Source organism: Streptomyces sp. NPDC046308 (assembly GCF_055588065.1).
Genome location: NZ_JBVJFB010000001.1, coordinates 617,758 through 633,699, shown reverse-complemented (window position 1 = coordinate 633,699; position 15,942 = coordinate 617,758). Strand labels below are relative to the sequence as shown.

The window sequence follows — 15,942 nt, the reverse complement described above, 5'->3', positions numbered from 1 at the left end:
GGCGGTCACAGGAACCGGCGGATGGGGGTGACGGCCAGCTCACGCAGCCGTTGCGCTGTCGAGCGGCGGTTCCAGCGTGCCGGCTCCAGCTCCTCACTGACCTTCAGGTCCTCGTCGAAGTGGCGGTCCAGGTCCGCGGTGAACTCTTCGTCCAGGACCGCGATCATGACCTCTTCGTCGTGATCCAGGGAGCGACGGTTGAAGTTGGTGGAGCCCACGAGTGCCGCGACCCCGTCGACGGTGATGACCTTGGCGTGCATCATCGTCGGCTGGTACTCGAAGATCCGCACCCCGCAGGCGAGGAGGTCGGCGTAGAAGTTCTGACCGGCCAGCCGGCAGACGCGCTTGTCGGTGTGGGGGCCGGGGAGGAGTATCTCGACCTCGATGCCCCGACGTGCGGCCGCGCACAGCAACTCGACGAAGTAGGCGTCCGGGGAGAAGTAGGCGGTGGTCAGGCGGAAGCGTTGCTGGGCGGATTCGATGGCGACCCGGATCAGGGTCTGCATGTCCTGCCAGCCGATGCTGGCCGAGCCCCGGACCACCTGCACCACAGCCCCGCCCTGCGGCGTGTGGCCGGTGAAGCGGTCACGGTCGTCGAAGAGGGTGTCGTGGCACTCGGCCCAGTTCTGCGCGAACGCGGCGGCGATGCCGTCCACGGCGGGGCCGCGCAGCCGGACGTGGGTGTCGCGCCACTCGTTCTCGTTGCGGGCGTTGCCGCACCATTCCTCGGCGATGCCGACTCCGCCGGTGAACGCCGTCTCTTCGTCGACGACGAGCACCTTGCGGTGACAGCGGTGGTTCTGCTTGAGGGGGGAGAGGTAGAGGGGCTTGCGGAACCAGGCCACCTCGGCCCCGGCCTCCTCCATGAGGTCGAGCAGGTCCGGCTCGATGAGCCGGCTGCCGAAGCCGTCCAGCAGCAGCCGTACCCGGACGCCCGCGCGGGCCCGGTCCGCCAGTGCCCGGGCGAACTGCCGGGCTATCTCGCCGCGCCAGTACACGAACGTCATCATGTCGACGGTGTGTTCGGCGCCGCGGATGCTGTCCAGCATCGCCGTGAAGATCTCGTCCCCGTTGCGCAGGGCGAGCAAGGTGTTCCCTTCGGTGGCGGCGATGCCGATCAGCCGCTCGAGGCGGCGCCGCATCCGCTGCTTGCGTTCGGCCACCGACAGTACGGGGGCGACGGCCGGCCCGACGGAACGTCGCGACCCGCTGGTTGTACTCGTCATGTCTCCGCCTGAACGGTCGGGAAGACGCCGGTCCCGACACCCGGGGAAGGTGTCGGGACCGGCGTCAGCTGGTGGGAACGGGATCAGGCGGGGCGGCCGCCGAAGGGGGCGCCGGTGCCGTAGTAGGTGCCCAGCTCCTCCCGGTATCCGCTGTCGCCGAGATGCTTGTCCCGGTGGAACTCGGGGGCGTTCTTGATCTGTTCCTTGGTGCGGTCGACGAAGATCTTCCGGTCCTCCGGGTCGACCTTGACGACCGTGCTCGCCGGCAGCAGGACCTCCTTGCCGAAGATCCACACGCCGGTGTCCACGACCAGATAGGCGTCACCGACCTCGTCGGAGTGCTTGTCGACCTTGCCGATGCTCCCGTCGGTCGCCTCGACCTTGTAACCGGTCAAGTCCGTACCGGCCAGGTGGCCCGCGGTCGGCTGGTAACTCCACACTTGTTCAGTCACGCGAAAACAACTCCTCGGTCAATCGGGGCGAGGGGGAAGGGCTTCCCCGTCGATCCTCCTTGTTCCGTACGTCGTACTCGGCGGGTGCTGCGTCCCGCCTGGACTTCGACTGCCCCGCTTTCGCCGCTTCACGCACCACGAAACGGCTGCCGCCGCGCGCCCGCTCCTGAAGGGGGCCGACAGGGGCCGGCGTACCGGCGGTGGCCCGCTCGTGGCCCCTCACGCGCATGAGTGGCGCCGCCGTGGAAAACCGCCGGGTATGACACCCGTACCGGAGCGAGGCCAGGGCGGCGACCGTGAGCGTGCCGCGACCGAGGGGAACGCCGGCGCGGGCCCGAGCGAGCTGGTCGAGGAGCGGGCCCCGGATCGGCTCTCGGAGCTGCCCGCACGCTCCTGGAGAGCGGTCGTGCGCGGCACGGTCAGGGAGTTCCAGGACGACGAGCTGGCCGACCGCGCCGCGGCCCTCACCTACTACGGGGTGCTGGCGCTCTTCCCCGCCCTCCTGGTCCTCGTCTCCCTACTGGGCCTCGCCGGGGCGTCGACGACCGCGCGGCTGTTGGACGAGCTGCAGCAGCTGGCGCCCGGCTCCGCGCGGGACGTGCTCAGGGACGCGGTCGAGCAGCTGCAGGGCCGCAGCGGCATCGGGTCGGTGATGGCCGTCGTCGGACTCCTCGTGGCGCTGTGGTCCGCTTCCGGCTACGTGGCCGCGTTCATCCGCTCCGCGAACGCCGTCTACGACATGCCCGAGGGCCGTCCGGCGTGGAAGGTGCTGCCGCTGCGTCTGGCGCTCACCGTCACGCTGATGGTCCTCGCCTGCGCCGGCGCGTTGATCGTCGTGTTCAGCGGCGGACTGGCCCGGCGCGCGGGCACCGCCCTGGGGATCGGCGACAGCGCCCTGACGGCGTGGTCGATCGCGAAGTGGCCGGTCCTGGTGCTCCTCGTCACGATCATGATCGCGCTCCTGTACTGGGCGGCGCCGAACACCAAGGGCCGCGGGTTCAGGTGGGTGACTCCGGGCAGCTTCCTGGCACTGGGGATCTGGATGGCCGCCTCGGCCGGCTTCGCCTTCTACGTCGCGAACTTCGGCTCGTACAACAAGACGTACGGCACGGTCGCCGGTGTGATCGTCTTCCTGGTCTGGCTGTGGATCACCAACCTGGCGATCCTCCTCGGGCTCGAGTTCGACGCGGAACTCGCCCGCCAGCGGGCGACGGCCGGCGGCCTGCCCGAGGGCGAGGAACCGTACGTCCGGCCCCGGGAGACGCGCGCCTGGAGCGACCGGGACCGCCGCCGCATGGGGAAGTGACCGGAATCGGAAGATCTCCTCGTGGTGGGGGTGCCCGTTCGTTTACCGGGTAGGCGCCCCACGACAAGAGCGTGCGCATCGTAAAGGGGGAAACTCCGCATGAGCACGATAGAGCGGCAGACCCACAGCACTGATGAATCCGTGAGCGTGCTGGTCACGCGCGCCTCCCAACAGATCTCGGAACTGGTTCGCGGGGAGATGCAGCTGGCCCGCGCGGAAATGACGCAGAAGGGCAAGCGCTTCGGGAAGGGCGGCGGCTTCTTCGGCGCGGCGGGCCTGTTCGGGATGCTGGCGGCCCAGGCACTGGTCGCGACCTGCATCGCGGCCCTCGCCTTGGTACTCCCGGTGTGGGCGTCGGCTCTGATCCTCACGGCGGTGCTGGCCCTGGTCGCCGCGGTGACCGCCCTGGCCGGGAAGAAGCAGATGTCCGAGGCCGGCGCCCCCCTCCCGGAGAAGACCATCGGCAGCGTCAAGGCCGACCTGACCGCGATCAAGGAGAAGGCGCAGCGATGACCGACGAAGCACGAACCGATAGCGGCACCCCCGCCCCCGAGGAGCTGCGCGAGCAGGTCGAGCACACCCGTGACGAGCTCGGGCAGACCATCGAGGCGCTGGCCGCCAAGGCCGACGTCAAGGCGCAGGCGAGGGAGCGGACAGCGGCCGTCAAGGAACAGGCCGCCGAGAAGACCGCCCTGGTCGCCGACCAGATCCGGGTGCGGACGCACCACGCCGCGCAGCTGGTGAAGGACACGACACCGGATCCGGTTCTCCACAAGGCCGGCCAGGTCGCGGAGGCGGCGCGCGCCCACCGCACGCCGCTGCTCGTGGCCGGCGCCGCCCTGCTCGTTTTCCTACTGGTGCGGCGCAGCCGTCGAAGCCGATGAAAGCGTCCAAGGTGGCCTACAAGCCGGTCGGGCTGGCCCTCGGCGCCGTCAGCGGCCTGATCGCGGGGGCCGCGTTCAAGCAGATCTGGAAGATCGTCGAAGGCGACGACGACGCCCCCAGCGCCACGGACGAAGACCGCTCCTGGAAGGAGATCCTGATCGCCGCCGCCATCCAGGGCGCGATCTTCGCGGTGGTCAGGGCCGCGGTCGACCGCTCGGGCGCGGTGGCCACGCGGCGCATGACGGGCACCTGGCCGGGCTGACCCGCCCCCGACGGCGGCCCGACGGCGGTCCGACGGCAGCTCCGACGGCAGCTCCGACGGCGGCCACCTCCCCGAAGCCGCCCGGCACGGCGGCGCCACCGGGGCGGGTGCGCCACCGGGGGGGGCAGGTGCGCCACGCCTCAGCCGCGCCACGGCTCGGTCGTCGGCGGGGATTCCGGGCAGACGGCCGTAGGCCCGCGGAATGCGGGTAGGCGCGGGCCATGACTCCTACTGAAATCCTCGCAGCCGAAGGTCAAGAAGCGTTTCTCCTCGTGTTCGCGGGCGTGGTGGTGGTAGCCCTCCTGCTCGGCGCGTTCTGGTACGGCAGCCGACGCAACGCGCGGCGCCGGCCCCCGGCCCGGCCGGCCGAGCAGAATCCCGCCGCGCGGCAGCGCGAGGACTCCTGGCAGACGCCGCACGACAACGCCGGCGACCAGGGCCCCCGCGTGTGACGCGCCACTCGTCCCTTGGGGCGGCCCCCACTGCCCAGCCGGAGGCCGCCCGAGCGCGCAAGAGTCCCGAAGGGGCCGTGTGGAAGGGGTGAAGCGGGGCAGACGACTGCAAACGTGCAGCCCATCCCGGAGGCTTGTCGATGTCCTGTGTGTCCGCGTCCGCTCTGATCGCTGCCCGCCTCGACGCGCCGTGGGGCGCTGTCCCGCTCCACGCCCGTCTCTCCTACGACGCCGAGGATCCGTACGTGGTCCAGGCCACCTTCCTCGACGGCCCCGCCGTACTGGCCCGTTGGCACTTCGACAGGCAGATGCTCGCCGAGGGGCTCCACCGTCCGGTGGGCGAGGGAGACGTCACCTTCGGCCCCCACACGGCCGCCGGCGGCGAGGAGCTCCGTGTCTCCCTGCGCGGGTACGGCCCCGAGGGGCAGGGGAACGCCGTGCTCTTCGTCGAGGCCTGCGCGCTGACGGATTTCCTGGAGCAGACGTACGCCGTCATCGGTGCGGGGGAGGAGTTCCTCGACCTCGACGGGCTCCTCGACGAACTCCTCGCTCGCTGACCCGCGGAGCCCGCGCACCTGAACCGCCTCGGGGGAGGTGTCGGGGGCGCGGGCACCGCGGACTTCCGCAACGCCCGCGCGGTGCCGCTCCTCGTCGCGTGCGGATCCTGCGTTCCCACCCCGGCGAGGAGGCCGGGGCCGAGGGGCGCGGCCTCCTGGGGGTTCAGGCGACCGGGGAGGGGCTTCTGGGATCGGTCGGACGGGGGACGAAGACCGGGGAGTCCGACTGGTAGAAGAGGTCGATGTCGGCCTCCTCGCCGCCGACGATCAGGGTGTCCCAGGCGCCGCTCTCCCGCAGGGTGCGGAGGGTGGACGGGGCGATCGAGGCGAGGTGGGAGCGGAGTTCCGCGTCGTCGGGCAGGCCGGGCATCCGGGGTGCCAGCCGTTCGCGGATTCCGGCCATCCGGTCCAGCAGTGCGTCGAGGTCGCTACCGCCGCTGCCGCCGGATCCGGCGCCACCGGCACCGGCCTCCGCGCTGCGCGCGATGATGTCCTTGATGGCGCGCGTGACGCCCTGTTCGTCGGTGGTCACCATGGCGTTCCAGGCCCGGCTCTTGTGCCGGTACTGGAGCATGGACATCGCCGCCTCGTGCCGGATGAAGTCGGCGTCCCGCAGCGGCTTGCCCTGCCAGGCGCGGCTGAGCGAGCGGGCCAGCGACGTGGCCGAGGCGAGACCGCTGTTGAGGCCGCGGCCCGGCCAGAAGTGGATGGCGTTGGCCGCGTCGCCCAGCAGGAAGCCGTAGGTGCCGGGGGTGGTCGCGGTCGGGCGGTGCAACTGCGCGGTGAACCGCGGGCGCTGCACCATGTCCAGCCGGAACGAGGTGATCGCGGACAGGTCCTCCTCGGCCACCCCGAACAGGCTGAGCCCCTGCCGGATCTCCTTCCACAGCGGGGAACCGCGCAGGAGGGCGGGCAGGAAGAGGGTGCCGTGGGTGGGGCAGCGGAACTCGTTGTCCTCCTCCTGCCGGCTCATCAGGCAGGGGCGGGTGGCGATGCACTCCTCGAAGACGTGGCGGACCGGGTCGATGCCGATGACGTTCTTGGTCTCCTCCCGGGTGAGCCGCATGTTGAGGAAGCCCTCGCCGCGCAGCGAGTTGAGGAGGAACCGGTTCTGCGACACGGTGAGCAGCACGCTCATCGGGTCCGGCAGGCTCGACTTGACGCGCAGCCCCAGCACGATGTCCTGGAGGTGTTCGCCGTCGAGGGAGTAGATCGAGGCGTCGGCCGCGCCGAACCGGTCGGCGTAGTACTCCCGGGTGCGGGAGCGGCCGCCCTCGGCGACGACCAGGACGTGTTCCTGAGTGATCCGGTTCTGTTCGTCCGCCACGTCGAAACGCTTGGGAACGAGCCGGATCGAGGGCTTCCGATCGGCCAGGTCCAGCAGCCGGTCCTCGATGTGGGCGATCCGGATGTTGCGGGGCGGTCGGCCGTCGACCGAGTCGGGGCCGACGGGCCACATCTCGGAGTAGGCGCCGTCGTCGTCGAAGAGCGCGGCGAGGACTTCCTCGGGCAGGGCGAGGTACTGCCGGCTCTGGACGGTCACCACCTGCTGGCGGCGGAAGTTCCCCTGGGTCTCGTCCTTCCAGACGACCGAGGAGCCCTTCCTGGTCCAGCGCCCGTCGTAGAGGGTGATGGCGGTCCGCCCGGGCAGCAACTCGTCGAGGGCCAGGGCGAAGGCGAGGCCCACCGGGCCGCCGCCGGTGATGGTGACCCGCAGGGTGCCGGGGTCCGCGATGCTCGGCCGGGGCACGTCGAGGAGGGAGAGGTCCATGACCGTCTCCATGGCGTCCTGGGCCTCGTAGAGGAACGTTTCATCGCCGATCCGGATGCGGTCGTTCGGACGGAGCACATGCCGCGTGACGCGCTGGTCGTTGACGAACGTGCCGTTCCGGCTGTCCCGGTCGTAGAGGACGTGACCGGCGTCCTCGGTGAGGATCTCGGCGTGCAGCCGGGAGGCGCTGGCGCTGACGATCACGACGGTGTTGTCGCTCTTGCGCCCGAAGGCAACGGGCTCGCCGTCCAGGACCACGCTCTGCCCGGCGAAGGGACCCGTGCTTCCAACGATGACCGAAGCCACTCCACACTCCTTGGAAAAGACGCCTGCTGACACCTCGTACGACAGCAACACGCCGTCGCGAAGGTGTTCGGTTCAACCATTTCCGAAGATTTTCGGCCACTTCGTTGAACCGGAAGGCGCGGTGCGTACGTGATGTCGGCGTCGGTAGGCGATCAGAGGAGAACCGCCCCCATGTACAACGAGGAATCCGAGACCGTGACGGAGAGCGCGCCATCGGCCGCCACCGCAGAAACGGCCACGACGGCAGGCACGGCCACGCTCGCGGACACCATCGCGGGCACGGCGCCGGACGCGACCGCCGCCACGGACACCACCGCGGCCTCGGACGCCACCGACGCCACACCGGGTGCCTCGGGCGGGGAACGGCTGATCGCCGGCCGCTACCGGCTGCTGTCCCGGCTCGGCGAGGGCGGTATGGGCACCGTGTGGCGGGCCCGGGACGAGACGCTGCACCGCGAGGTCGCCGTCAAGGAGGTACGGGTCCCGGCCCACCTGCGGGCCGGCGACATCGAGCGGATGTACAGCAGGCTGGAGCGGGAGGCGTGGGCGGCGGCCCGCATACCCGACCGCAACGTGGTGACGGTCCACGACGTGGTCATGGAGGACGACCGGCCCTGGATCGTCATGGAACTGGTCCGCGGACAGTCCCTGGCCGACCTGCTGCGCGCCGAGGGTCCGCTCACACCCCGGCACGCCGCCCACATCGGCTCGCAGGTGCTGAGCGCGCTGCGCGCCGCGCACGCCGTCGGGGTGGAGCACCGCGACGTGAAGCCGGCCAACGTGCTGCTCGCCGAGGACGGACGGGTAGTCCTCGGCGACTTCGGCATCGCGGCGGTCGAGGGCAGCACCGCGCTGACCCTCACCGGCGAGGTGGTCGGTTCCCCCGAGTACCTGCCGCCGGAGCGCGCGCTGGGGCGCCCCTCGGGCCCCGAGTCGGACCTGTGGTCCCTCGGCGTGCTGCTGTACGCGGCCGTGGAAGGGATCTCGCCGTTTCGGCAGGACACCGCGCTGAGCACCCTGCGGGCCGTCGTGGACGAGGAACCGCCGGAGCCGACCCGGGCCGGCCCGCTCGCGCCGGTCATCGCCGGACTGCTCCGCAAGGAGCCGGCCGAGCGGACGCCCGCCGCCGAAGCCGCCGCTGCCCTGCGGGGCATCGCTCACGAACCCGACGCCACCACGACCGCCGCCCGACTCCTGGCGGCCCCGGCGGAACCCGCCGCCCCCGCGGAGCCAGCGGCGGCGACGACGCACGAGCCCCCCGCACACGCGTCCCTTGCTCACGCGTCCGACGCTCACGCGCCCGCCTCCCCGCCCCGCAAGCGCCGTACGGTGGCCTTCGCCGCGGCCGGCGCGGCCGCCTGCGTACTGGCCGCCGCCGGGGTGGCCTACGCCCTCAGCGGCAATGACGAGGACCCCACCGCCGGTGCGGGCGGCGTACGCATGTCGGTGGCGGGTGCGAACACCACCTACACCGGCAGGTGCCCGACCCCCGAGAGCCGGGCCCCGGCGTTCACCGCGACCTTCACCGCCTCCGAGCCCACCCTGATCTCCTACCGCTGGGTGTCCGGCGACGGCTCGGTGGTGGATCCGCACTGGCGCACCATGTCCATCGGGGACAAGGCCAACCCCGCCGGGCACGACACGGTGCGGCTGACGACCTACGCGAAGGCCGGAACCCTGACCACCGGAATGGCCGTCGAACTCCAGAGCCCCACCCGCACCACCTCCAACCCGGTCCCCTTCTCGATCACCTGCACCGGCTGACCGGGCTTGACGAGGCGCGTCCGAAGATATGACACTCGGAGTGCAATTTGTTTTGCTGCTCTTCATGACATTTGTTCGCTGTCCGTAACGAAAGGCGAGACATGTCCGTCCACTCCGCCCGAGCGTGTGCCGGGCCGAACCGTGCCCGCGCAGGTCGTGGTGGAACCGGGCAGTGCAGGTCCTCGGCGGCTCGCGTGTCGGCCTACGCCGCCTCGGGCGCAGCCGTGGCCGCCGTGTGGGTCCTCGGAGGCGACATGCCCGCCTGGGAGCACGCACTGCGCGTCCTCCTGGTGGTGCTCTGCGTCACCGTGGCGGGACGCTTCGTCGGCCGCCGTCTCGCCCGCTCCGGCAGGGCACCGCTCGACCGCGGTCTGTTCTTCGCCCTGGTGGCGGGGAAAGTGGTCCTGGTGGCCGTGGCCCTGCTCGTCGACTGGCTGGCCGGCCTGTGGTTCTCGGAAGCGACCCTGATCACCGCCGCGTTCCTGTTCGTCGTGGTGGCCGTCGGCGGCCCCGCCCTGCACGGCCGGCTGTCGCACGGCGCCAAGGCGGCCCGGCAGGTCGTACCGGCGCCGCGTCCGGAAAGCCCGCGAGGCGGGATCAGCCGTCTGCGGTGGGTGGGCCGTCGGCCGGGGGCAGGTCGGTGGCGGCGAGCAGGGCGTGCACGGCCGTCTCCATGGTGCGGGCGGCCGATTCGGCGCTGAGGCCGCTGCTGCGCCAGTGGTACCAGGCGCCCCACGTCGTCACCGCGTCCAGGCCGTGGAGCACTTCGGACCTGCGGGAGGCCGGCAGACGGTCCAGCTCCTCCGCGAAGATCTCGGCCAGGCGCGCTCGGGCGAGGTCCAGCACCTCCCGGGTGACCTCGGCGACGCGGTCACCCGGTGTCGTCAGCCGCATCAGGGTCAGCTGGGCCGGGGTGATCCACTCCAGGATCCGCGCGCGCTGTTCCGTGAGCGCCGCCACCCGAGTGGCCCGCGGACCGGTGGTCGGAAGCGGCCTGATCCGTTCGATCAGCTGCTCCAGCCGTCGGGTGATGGCCGTCTCCACCAGCTCGGACATGTCGGCGAAGTGGTGGAACACCAGGCGTCGGGACACGCCCGCGCGCTCGGCCACCCGCTCGGCGGGGAAGCTGGACTCCCCGTCGTCGAGCAGGGACAGCACGGCCTCGGCGATCTTCACCCGGGACTGACGGCCGCGCTCGGCGCGGCCGTCCACGGCGTGCTCCTCGGTAAGTGGTCGTCGAGTCGACTGGTTCACTGCGCCCCTCCCGGCCTCGCGGGATGCCATTGTCGCAAACGAGCCGCAGGCAGCCGTGTCGGCGGCGGCCGACGGCCTGTCGGGGGTGCGGACGCACCGGAGGGCCCGGACCGGCGTGAGGGTGTGACCTGCGGCTCCGGCGCCCCGCAGGCGATGCCGGGGGCCCGCATGCCATGCTGGGGAAAGCCCGGCCCGGAGGCGCTGGTCCGGGCTCTCTCCCACGCCCCGATCCCGCGAGCCGTAGGAGCACACGCCATGAGTCGAGCCATGCTCCGGCAGATCGTCGACTACGCCAGCCGCGCCAATCCGTACCCGCTGTACGAGGAGCTGCGCAGGACGCCGGTGTTCCACGACGAGAACGGGCCGTACGTCGTCAGCACCTACTACGAGATCCACAGCCTGCTGCACGATCCGCGCATCAGCTCCGACCCGCGCAATCTGGCGGATCCGACGGGCGACCCGCTGGCGCCGGACGAAGGAGACGACTCGGCCCTGCCGCCCGTCTTCATCAGGCTCGATCCGCCGGACCACGACAGGCTGCGCCGCATCACGAACCGGCCCTTCGGACCGCCGCACTCCCCGCACAGGGTTCACGACATGCGCGGCGAGCTCGACGGCATCGTCACCGGCCTCATCGACGGCATCGCCGGCTCGCACTCCCCGGAACGGATCGACCTCGTCGACCAGTTCTCCTACCCCTTCCCGGTGACGGTGATCTGCCGGCTGCTGGGGGTGCCGCACGAGGACGAGCCCCGCTTCCACGGCTGGGCCGACACCATCGCCGCCAGCCTGGACCCCGACCCGGACGCCGACCCCGCCGAGAAGTCGAAGGGCGCCTCCGACGCGCAGATCGAGCTCGGCCTCTACCTGGCGGGGCTGATCGAGGAGCGCCGCAAGAACCCGGGCGAGGACATGCTGTCCCAACTGGCGGCCGCCGGCGAGGAACCGGACGGGTCCATGAGCACGCTGGAGGTCATCAGCACCGCGGCGCTGCTGCTGATCGCGGGCCACGAGACCACGGTCAACCTGATCACGAACGGCATGCTGACCCTGCTGCGCCACCCCGACGTCCTCCAACGGCTGCGCGAGGAACCGCGGCTGGCCGTACCGATCGTCGAGGAACTGCTGCGGTACGAACCGCCCGTGCAACTGCTGCCCCGGCGCAGCACGCTCGCCGACATCGAGGTGGCCGGGGTGAACATCCCCAAGGGCGCCACGGTTTCGCTGATCCTGGCGTCCGGGAACCGGGACCCGAAGCGGTTCGAGAACCCGGACCGCTTCGACCCCGACCGCAAGGACATCCAGCACCTCGGCCTCGGCACCGGCATCCACAGCTGCTTCGGCGCCCCGCTGGCACGCCTGGAGGCGCAGCTGGCGCTGAGCGAGCTGGTCCGTCGGCTGGAGAACCCGCGCCTGCTGGAGGACCCGCCGCCCTACCGCCAGAACGCGGTCCTGCGCGGTCCGCGCCACCTGCCGATCGCCTGCGACGGCATCCGCCCGGCCTGAGTCGTGAGGGGGCGGGCGCTCGGCCCGGGCGGGGCGTCGCGTCGTCTAAACTTCGATGCGGTTGCGGGGCGGGGATTCGTCGCCGTGCGTGGCAACCGCGGAACGGTCGGTCCGGCCGGTCGCGGAGGGGGGCCCGGGCCAGGGCCTCGGTCCGGGACAGGGACCGCATGGCGCCGATCATGAAGATCTTTGGGATTCAGATGACCGCCGGCACAGGTCTCAGCGGTGTGGGGTGTCCAGCCCACCCGCCCGCGATCAGAAGAAACCCAGGGAGAAGTGAGGTATGTCAGTGATCTGCGTCGGAGGCATGATCGGGATCGGCAAGACGAGCGTTGCCGAACTGCTCGCCAAGGAGCTGGGCAGCGAGGTCTTCTACGAGAGCGTCGCAGACAACCCGATCCTCCCGCTCTTCTACACGGCGAGCCCCGAGGAGATCCAGGCGAAGCGCTACCCCTTCCTGCTCCAGCTCTACTTCCTCCAGACGCGGTTCGCCTCGATCAAGGAGGCGTACAAGCAGGGTGACAACGTCCTGGACCGGTCCATCTACGAGGACTGGTACTTCGCCAAGGTCAACCACGACCTGGGCCGGATCAGCTCCCTCGAGATGCAGGTGTACGACGGACTGCTCAACGAGATGATGCGCGAGATCGACGGGCTGCCGTACCGCAAGGCACCCGATCTCATGGTCTACCTCAAGGCGGACTTCGAGACGGTGCTGTACCGCATCGGGCTCCGCGGCCGCGATTTCGAGCAGGACGAGGGCCTCGTCGAGTACTACCGGACGCTGTGGTCCGGCTACGACGACTGGGTGCACAAGCACTACTCGGCCAGCGAGGTCCTCATCATCGACATGAACAACACCGACGTGGTGAACAACGCCGAGGACGCGGCCCGCGTGGTGCGGGAGGTCAAGGACGCCCTGGCGGCGGCCAGGCTCCGCGCCTGACGCCGTTCCCCGCGGGCACCGCGGCCGGACCCGTCTTCGTCGGGGCGTGCCGCCGCAGCCAGGTCATGGCGAGGACCAGGGCCGCCGCGGCCCCGTACGCGATGTCGCTCAACGCCGCCTGATGGCCGAAGGTCGCGCCGAGCACGTAGACCGCGGCGCCCGCGAACGCGAAGCCCAGCCACTCCCAGCGCCCGTCCAAGGCCACGAGTGCGACCAGGAGCAGCGTGTACCAGGAGTAGCCGGGCGTGAGGAGGGCGAAGGCCCAGCCGGTGACCAGGAGGGCGCCGCTCCACGGACGTCCCGGGTCCCCGCGCCACATCACGTACAGGGACACGCCCGCGACGACGGCGACCAGCACGGGGAACGCCCAGGCGTCGGGCAGGACCAGGCGCAGGAGGGCGTAGCGGGACCCGGCCGAGGGGTCGTCGTAGCCCTCCTCCTGCACGTAGCCGCCGAGGTAGCCGAAGACCGATCCGTGCGAGAGCACGACGTACGGGAGGTAGGCGAGCACGGCGAAGGACGCGGCGGGCAGCAGCACGGCGGCCGCGTCGCGCACGCGGCGGACCCCTGACAGGGCGCCCGGGAGGACGACGGCGGGCATCAGTTTCGTGGCGATGGCGGCCCCGATCAGCAGGCCGCCCGCCGCCCGCCGGGTCAGGGCCCGGGCGGACACGAGGCCGAGGCCGGCGACCGCGAGGAGGACACCGAGGACGTCGACGTGCGCGTTGTTCACGGCCTCGACGGGGACGGCCGGGCACCAGGCCCAGTACGCGGCCTTGCGGAGGTCGCCGCCGCGCCGCCGAAGGACCGTCAGGGTCGCTCCGGTCACGCCGAGGGAGAGGAGTCCGGCGCCGGTCTGGAGCGGCTTGTGCCGACTGCCCGTCGGGGAGAGCTGGTCGACGACGAGGAAGTAGGCCTCGGCGACGGGCGGATAGATGGTGTGGACGGCGGGCCTGTTGATGCGGGTGCAGTGGGCTGCGCCGCCGGTGTGCGGGACACCTGCGAGATCGGGGCCGGCGCAGGCGGCGGCCGTGGGGAAGAGCCACGGGTCGCGCAGCCGGGCGAGCGCCGGGTCCTGCGGGGTGTGGTCGTAGGGGGAGACGCCCGCGGACTGGACGCGGCCGTCCCACGCGTAGCGGTAGGAGTCGGTGCTGGTCCGCGGCGGCCCCACCAGCCCGGTCACCGTGACGGCGACGGCCCCGGCCGTGATCAACCACGCGACGTGGCGGGCCGGGACCCGGCGCAGCGCCGCCAGGGCCGCGGCGAAGAGCGCCCAGCAGGCCGCGTACCACCAGAACAGGCCGACCGGATCGCTGAAGTAGCCCCCGTACCGGACGGTGAGGACGAGGACCGTCGTCAGAGCGGCGAGGGCGAGGGCGACGGCGAGGACGGTGGCGGCCGGCGCGGTCCGCGCGCTGGGAGCGGTCCGCGGGGTGACAGCGGTAAGGGGTTTCACCTGCGGAAGCGTTCCAGGAATCGGCCCTCCGTTGCGTGCGGGCGCCCCGGACGTCCGTGTTTCGTAAGGTGTTCCGGCAACCTGCGCGGGCCGTGCCGGGGGTGTGATGGAGGCATGCGTTTCACCCTTCCTCCCGGGCCGCCCGTCACCTTCAGGGCGCGCCTGCACGACGCCCGTACCGCGACCGCGATCGGCCGCCTGCTCGGCCTGGCCGTGGTCGTCTGTTTCGCGACCGGAGTACTGAGCCACTACCTCCAGCACCCGCCGGGATGGCTCGCCGATCGGCTGCCGAGCCGCCCCTCCTGGGGCTACCGGCTCACCCAGGGGCTGCACGTGGCGTCCGGGACCGCCGCGATCCCGCTGCTCCTGGCCAAGCTGTGGGCGGTTTACCCGCGGCTGTTCGCCTGGCCGCCGGTGCGATCGGTGCTCCACGCACTGGAGCGCATCTCGGTGGCCGTTCTCGTCGCCGCCGGACTGTTCGAGTTGTTCACCGGGCTGCTGAACACCTTCCAGTGGTATCCCTGGCCGTTCGACTTCGTCGCCGTGCACTACGCGGTCGCCTGGCTCCTGCTCGGATCGCTGCTCCTGCACGTCGCCGTGCAGTGGCCGAAGATCCGGGACCACTTCACACCGCGTTCCCCCGGAACCCTCGCCCTGCCCGAGGCCGACGGGCCGGACCGGCGCCGCCTCCTCCTCGGCGTCACGGCCGCGGTCGGAGCGGTGACGCTCACGACGGTGGGACAGTCCGTGACCGCGCTCGGCTCGCTGGAACTGTTCGCCCCCCGCAGCCCCGACCACGGGGTCCAGGGGCTCCCCGTGAACCGGACGGCGGCCGCGGCGCGGGTCACCGAGGCCTCGCTGGCCGACTGGCGGCTGACCGTCGTCGGGCCCCGCCCGTACACCCTGACACTGGACGAGCTGCGCGCCATGACGCAGCACGAGGTGACCCTGCCCATCGCCTGCGTCGAGGGATGGAGCAAGTCCGCCCACTGGACCGGGGTACGCGTACGGGACCTCCTGGAGCGCGCGGGCGGCGGCCCGGGATCGCGGGCTCGCGTGGTGTCCCTGGAGGCGGCCGGCGCCTACCGGGTCACGGACATGGGCCGGCAGTACGCACAGGACCCGCTCACGCTGCTCGCGCTGCGCCTCAACGGCGCCGTGCTGTCCCTGGACCACGGCTACCCGGCGCGGATCATCGCCCCGAACCGGCCCGGCGTCCTGCAGACCAAATGGGTCGGCCGACTGGAGGTCGCGTGATGAACGGGCGATACGTGACGGGGGCCTTGGGGCTGCTGGCGGCGGCCTGGGGTGTCCGGCTGCTCCTCAGCCGGCCCGAGCCGTGGCGGATCGCCGTCTGGCTCGGCGCAGCGGTCGTGGTGCACGACGCGTTCATCGCCCCCCTCGTGCTCGCGATCGGCGCCCTCGCCGCCGCGGCGGGGCTGCGCCTGCGAGGGATCCCGCGCGGGGCCCTGATCGTCGCGGGCTCCCTGACCGCGGTCGCCCTGCCGTCGCTCCTGCGCCCCGGAGGCGTGGCCAACCCCACCGTCCTGCCGCTGGACTACCCGCGCAACTGGCTGCTCGCCATGACGGCCATCGCGCTGTTCACCCTCGCCCACGCCGGCACGCGTGCCGTGCTGCGCAGGCGGGGCCGACGCGCCTGACCGGCTCGCCGCGCGCGAAGAACCGCCGTGGGGGGGGGGGGGGGGGGTTGGTTTTTTCTCACTGTGTTTGTTTTTTTTTTTTTCTTTCTTGGTTTGGTGGGGGGGGGGGTGGTTCCGACTCCTCTCTCTCTTTTTCCC

At 71.6% G+C, this 15,942-nt stretch carries 17 protein-coding genes; 12 read left to right on the top strand and 5 right to left on the bottom strand.

The window, feature by feature from the left end:
- Positions 1–5: 5 nt before the first annotated feature.
- The gene (locus ACZ6JT_RS02935; protein ID WP_469208152.1) at positions 6–1,142 is read right to left on the bottom strand and encodes a phospholipase D-like domain-containing protein; all 1,137 of its coding nucleotides are present in this window, start codon (positions 1,140–1,142) and stop codon (positions 6–8) included.
- A 167-nt stretch (positions 1,143–1,309) separates the two neighbouring features.
- On the bottom strand, positions 1,310–1,678 hold the full coding sequence (locus ACZ6JT_RS02930; protein WP_469206525.1) for a PRC-barrel domain-containing protein: 369 nt from the start codon (positions 1,676–1,678) through the stop codon (positions 1,310–1,312).
- Between the two features lie 259 nt (positions 1,679–1,937).
- Between ACZ6JT_RS02930 and ACZ6JT_RS02925 the strand changes: the two genes are divergently transcribed.
- From ACZ6JT_RS02925 to ACZ6JT_RS02900, 6 genes are all read left to right on the top strand, one after another.
- On the top strand, positions 1,938–2,984 hold the full coding sequence (locus ACZ6JT_RS02925; RefSeq protein ID WP_469206522.1) for a YihY/virulence factor BrkB family protein: 1,047 nt from the start codon (positions 1,938–1,940) through the stop codon (positions 2,982–2,984).
- A 99-nt stretch (positions 2,985–3,083) separates the two neighbouring features.
- Entirely contained in the window at positions 3,084–3,497 is a 414-nt protein-coding gene (locus tag ACZ6JT_RS02920; protein WP_469206520.1) for a phage holin family protein, read from the top strand.
- Entirely contained in the window at positions 3,494–3,868 is a 375-nt protein-coding gene (locus tag ACZ6JT_RS02915; protein WP_469206518.1) for a DUF3618 domain-containing protein, read from the top strand. Before ACZ6JT_RS02920 ends, ACZ6JT_RS02915 begins: the two co-directional genes overlap by 4 nt.
- The gene (locus ACZ6JT_RS02910; protein WP_469206516.1) at positions 3,865–4,131 is read left to right on the top strand and encodes a DUF4235 domain-containing protein; all 267 of its coding nucleotides are present in this window, start codon (positions 3,865–3,867) and stop codon (positions 4,129–4,131) included. The genes ACZ6JT_RS02915 and ACZ6JT_RS02910 overlap by 4 nt, the downstream gene beginning before the upstream one ends.
- Positions 4,132–4,352: 221 nt before the next feature.
- Positions 4,353–4,583 carry a DUF6479 family protein gene (locus ACZ6JT_RS02905; RefSeq protein ID WP_469206513.1) on the top strand — a complete coding sequence of 77 codons (231 nt, stop codon included), beginning with the start codon at positions 4,353–4,355 and terminating at the stop codon, positions 4,581–4,583.
- Between the two features lie 149 nt (positions 4,584–4,732).
- Positions 4,733–5,140 (top strand): SsgA family sporulation/cell division regulator, encoded by a 408-nt coding sequence (locus ACZ6JT_RS02900; protein ID WP_469206511.1) that lies wholly within the window; start codon positions 4,733–4,735, stop codon positions 5,138–5,140.
- 163 nt (positions 5,141–5,303) lie between these two features.
- On the opposite strand, the gene ACZ6JT_RS02895 is transcribed toward ACZ6JT_RS02900, so the two are convergent.
- Complete coding sequence (locus tag ACZ6JT_RS02895; RefSeq protein ID WP_469206509.1) at positions 5,304–7,217, bottom strand: FHA domain-containing protein; 1,914 nt, start codon at positions 7,215–7,217, stop codon at positions 5,304–5,306.
- A 171-nt stretch (positions 7,218–7,388) separates the two neighbouring features.
- Between ACZ6JT_RS02895 and ACZ6JT_RS02890 the strand changes: the two genes are divergently transcribed.
- Positions 7,389–8,981, top strand: coding sequence for a serine/threonine-protein kinase (locus ACZ6JT_RS02890; protein ID WP_469206507.1), 1,593 nt, complete (start codon positions 7,389–7,391; stop codon positions 8,979–8,981).
- A gap of 194 nt (positions 8,982–9,175) precedes the next feature.
- Entirely contained in the window at positions 9,176–9,682 is a 507-nt protein-coding gene (locus ACZ6JT_RS02885; RefSeq protein ID WP_469206505.1) for a hypothetical protein, read from the top strand.
- On the opposite strand, the gene ACZ6JT_RS02880 is transcribed toward ACZ6JT_RS02885, so the two are convergent.
- Positions 9,579–10,235: a TetR/AcrR family transcriptional regulator gene (locus tag ACZ6JT_RS02880; protein WP_469206503.1), complete on the bottom strand. Its 657-nt coding sequence runs from the start codon at positions 10,233–10,235 to the stop codon at positions 9,579–9,581. The two genes, ACZ6JT_RS02885 and ACZ6JT_RS02880, sit on opposite strands and share 104 nt — an antisense overlap.
- Before the next feature lie 255 nt (positions 10,236–10,490).
- Here ACZ6JT_RS02880 and ACZ6JT_RS02875 point away from each other — a divergent pair, with 255 nt between their 5' ends.
- Entirely contained in the window at positions 10,491–11,741 is a 1,251-nt protein-coding gene (locus ACZ6JT_RS02875) for a cytochrome P450 (RefSeq protein ID WP_469206501.1), read from the top strand.
- 283 nt (positions 11,742–12,024) lie between these two features.
- The gene (locus ACZ6JT_RS02870) at positions 12,025–12,687 is read left to right on the top strand and encodes a deoxynucleoside kinase (RefSeq protein WP_469206499.1); all 663 of its coding nucleotides are present in this window, start codon (positions 12,025–12,027) and stop codon (positions 12,685–12,687) included.
- Here ACZ6JT_RS02870 and ACZ6JT_RS02865 read toward each other — a convergent pair.
- Positions 12,650–14,143, bottom strand: coding sequence for a glycosyltransferase family 87 protein (locus ACZ6JT_RS02865; protein ID WP_469206497.1), 1,494 nt, complete (start codon positions 14,141–14,143; stop codon positions 12,650–12,652). The genes ACZ6JT_RS02870 and ACZ6JT_RS02865 overlap by 38 nt on opposite strands.
- A gap of 114 nt (positions 14,144–14,257) precedes the next feature.
- On the opposite strand from ACZ6JT_RS02865, the gene ACZ6JT_RS02860 reads away from it, so the two are divergent.
- Together ACZ6JT_RS02860 and ACZ6JT_RS02855 are read left to right on the top strand one after the other, a co-directional pair.
- Positions 14,258–15,400, top strand: a complete 1,143-nt coding sequence (locus tag ACZ6JT_RS02860) for a molybdopterin-dependent oxidoreductase (protein ID WP_469206495.1) — start codon at positions 14,258–14,260, stop codon at positions 15,398–15,400.
- Positions 15,400–15,804 (top strand): hypothetical protein, encoded by a 405-nt coding sequence (locus tag ACZ6JT_RS02855; protein WP_469206493.1) that lies wholly within the window; start codon positions 15,400–15,402, stop codon positions 15,802–15,804. The genes ACZ6JT_RS02860 and ACZ6JT_RS02855 overlap by 1 nt, the downstream gene beginning before the upstream one ends.
- Positions 15,805–15,942: the final 138 nt, after the last annotated feature.

Excerpts from the sequence above, each read along its gene's own strand:
- ACZ6JT_RS02935 (WP_469208152.1), bottom strand. The coding sequence starts at position 1,142 with ATGCGGCGCCGCCTCGAGCGGCTGATCGGCATCGCCGCCACCGAAGGG.
- ACZ6JT_RS02890 (WP_469206507.1), top strand. The coding sequence starts at position 7,389 with ATGTACAACGAGGAATCCGAGACCGTGACGGAGAGCGCGCCATCGGCC.
- ACZ6JT_RS02920 (WP_469206520.1), top strand. The coding sequence starts at position 3,084 with ATGAGCACGATAGAGCGGCAGACCCACAGCACTGATGAATCCGTGAGC.
- ACZ6JT_RS02855 (WP_469206493.1), top strand. The coding sequence starts at position 15,400 with ATGAACGGGCGATACGTGACGGGGGCCTTGGGGCTGCTGGCGGCGGCC.
- ACZ6JT_RS02915 (WP_469206518.1), top strand. The coding sequence starts at position 3,494 with ATGACCGACGAAGCACGAACCGATAGCGGCACCCCCGCCCCCGAGGAG.
- ACZ6JT_RS02925 (WP_469206522.1), top strand. The coding sequence starts at position 1,938 with ATGACACCCGTACCGGAGCGAGGCCAGGGCGGCGACCGTGAGCGTGCC.
- ACZ6JT_RS02870 (WP_469206499.1), top strand. The coding sequence starts at position 12,025 with ATGTCAGTGATCTGCGTCGGAGGCATGATCGGGATCGGCAAGACGAGC.
- ACZ6JT_RS02905 (WP_469206513.1), top strand. The coding sequence starts at position 4,353 with ATGACTCCTACTGAAATCCTCGCAGCCGAAGGTCAAGAAGCGTTTCTC.
- ACZ6JT_RS02910 (WP_469206516.1), top strand. The coding sequence starts at position 3,865 with ATGAAAGCGTCCAAGGTGGCCTACAAGCCGGTCGGGCTGGCCCTCGGC.
- ACZ6JT_RS02860 (WP_469206495.1), top strand. The coding sequence starts at position 14,258 with ATGCGTTTCACCCTTCCTCCCGGGCCGCCCGTCACCTTCAGGGCGCGC.
- ACZ6JT_RS02875 (WP_469206501.1), top strand. The coding sequence starts at position 10,491 with ATGAGTCGAGCCATGCTCCGGCAGATCGTCGACTACGCCAGCCGCGCC.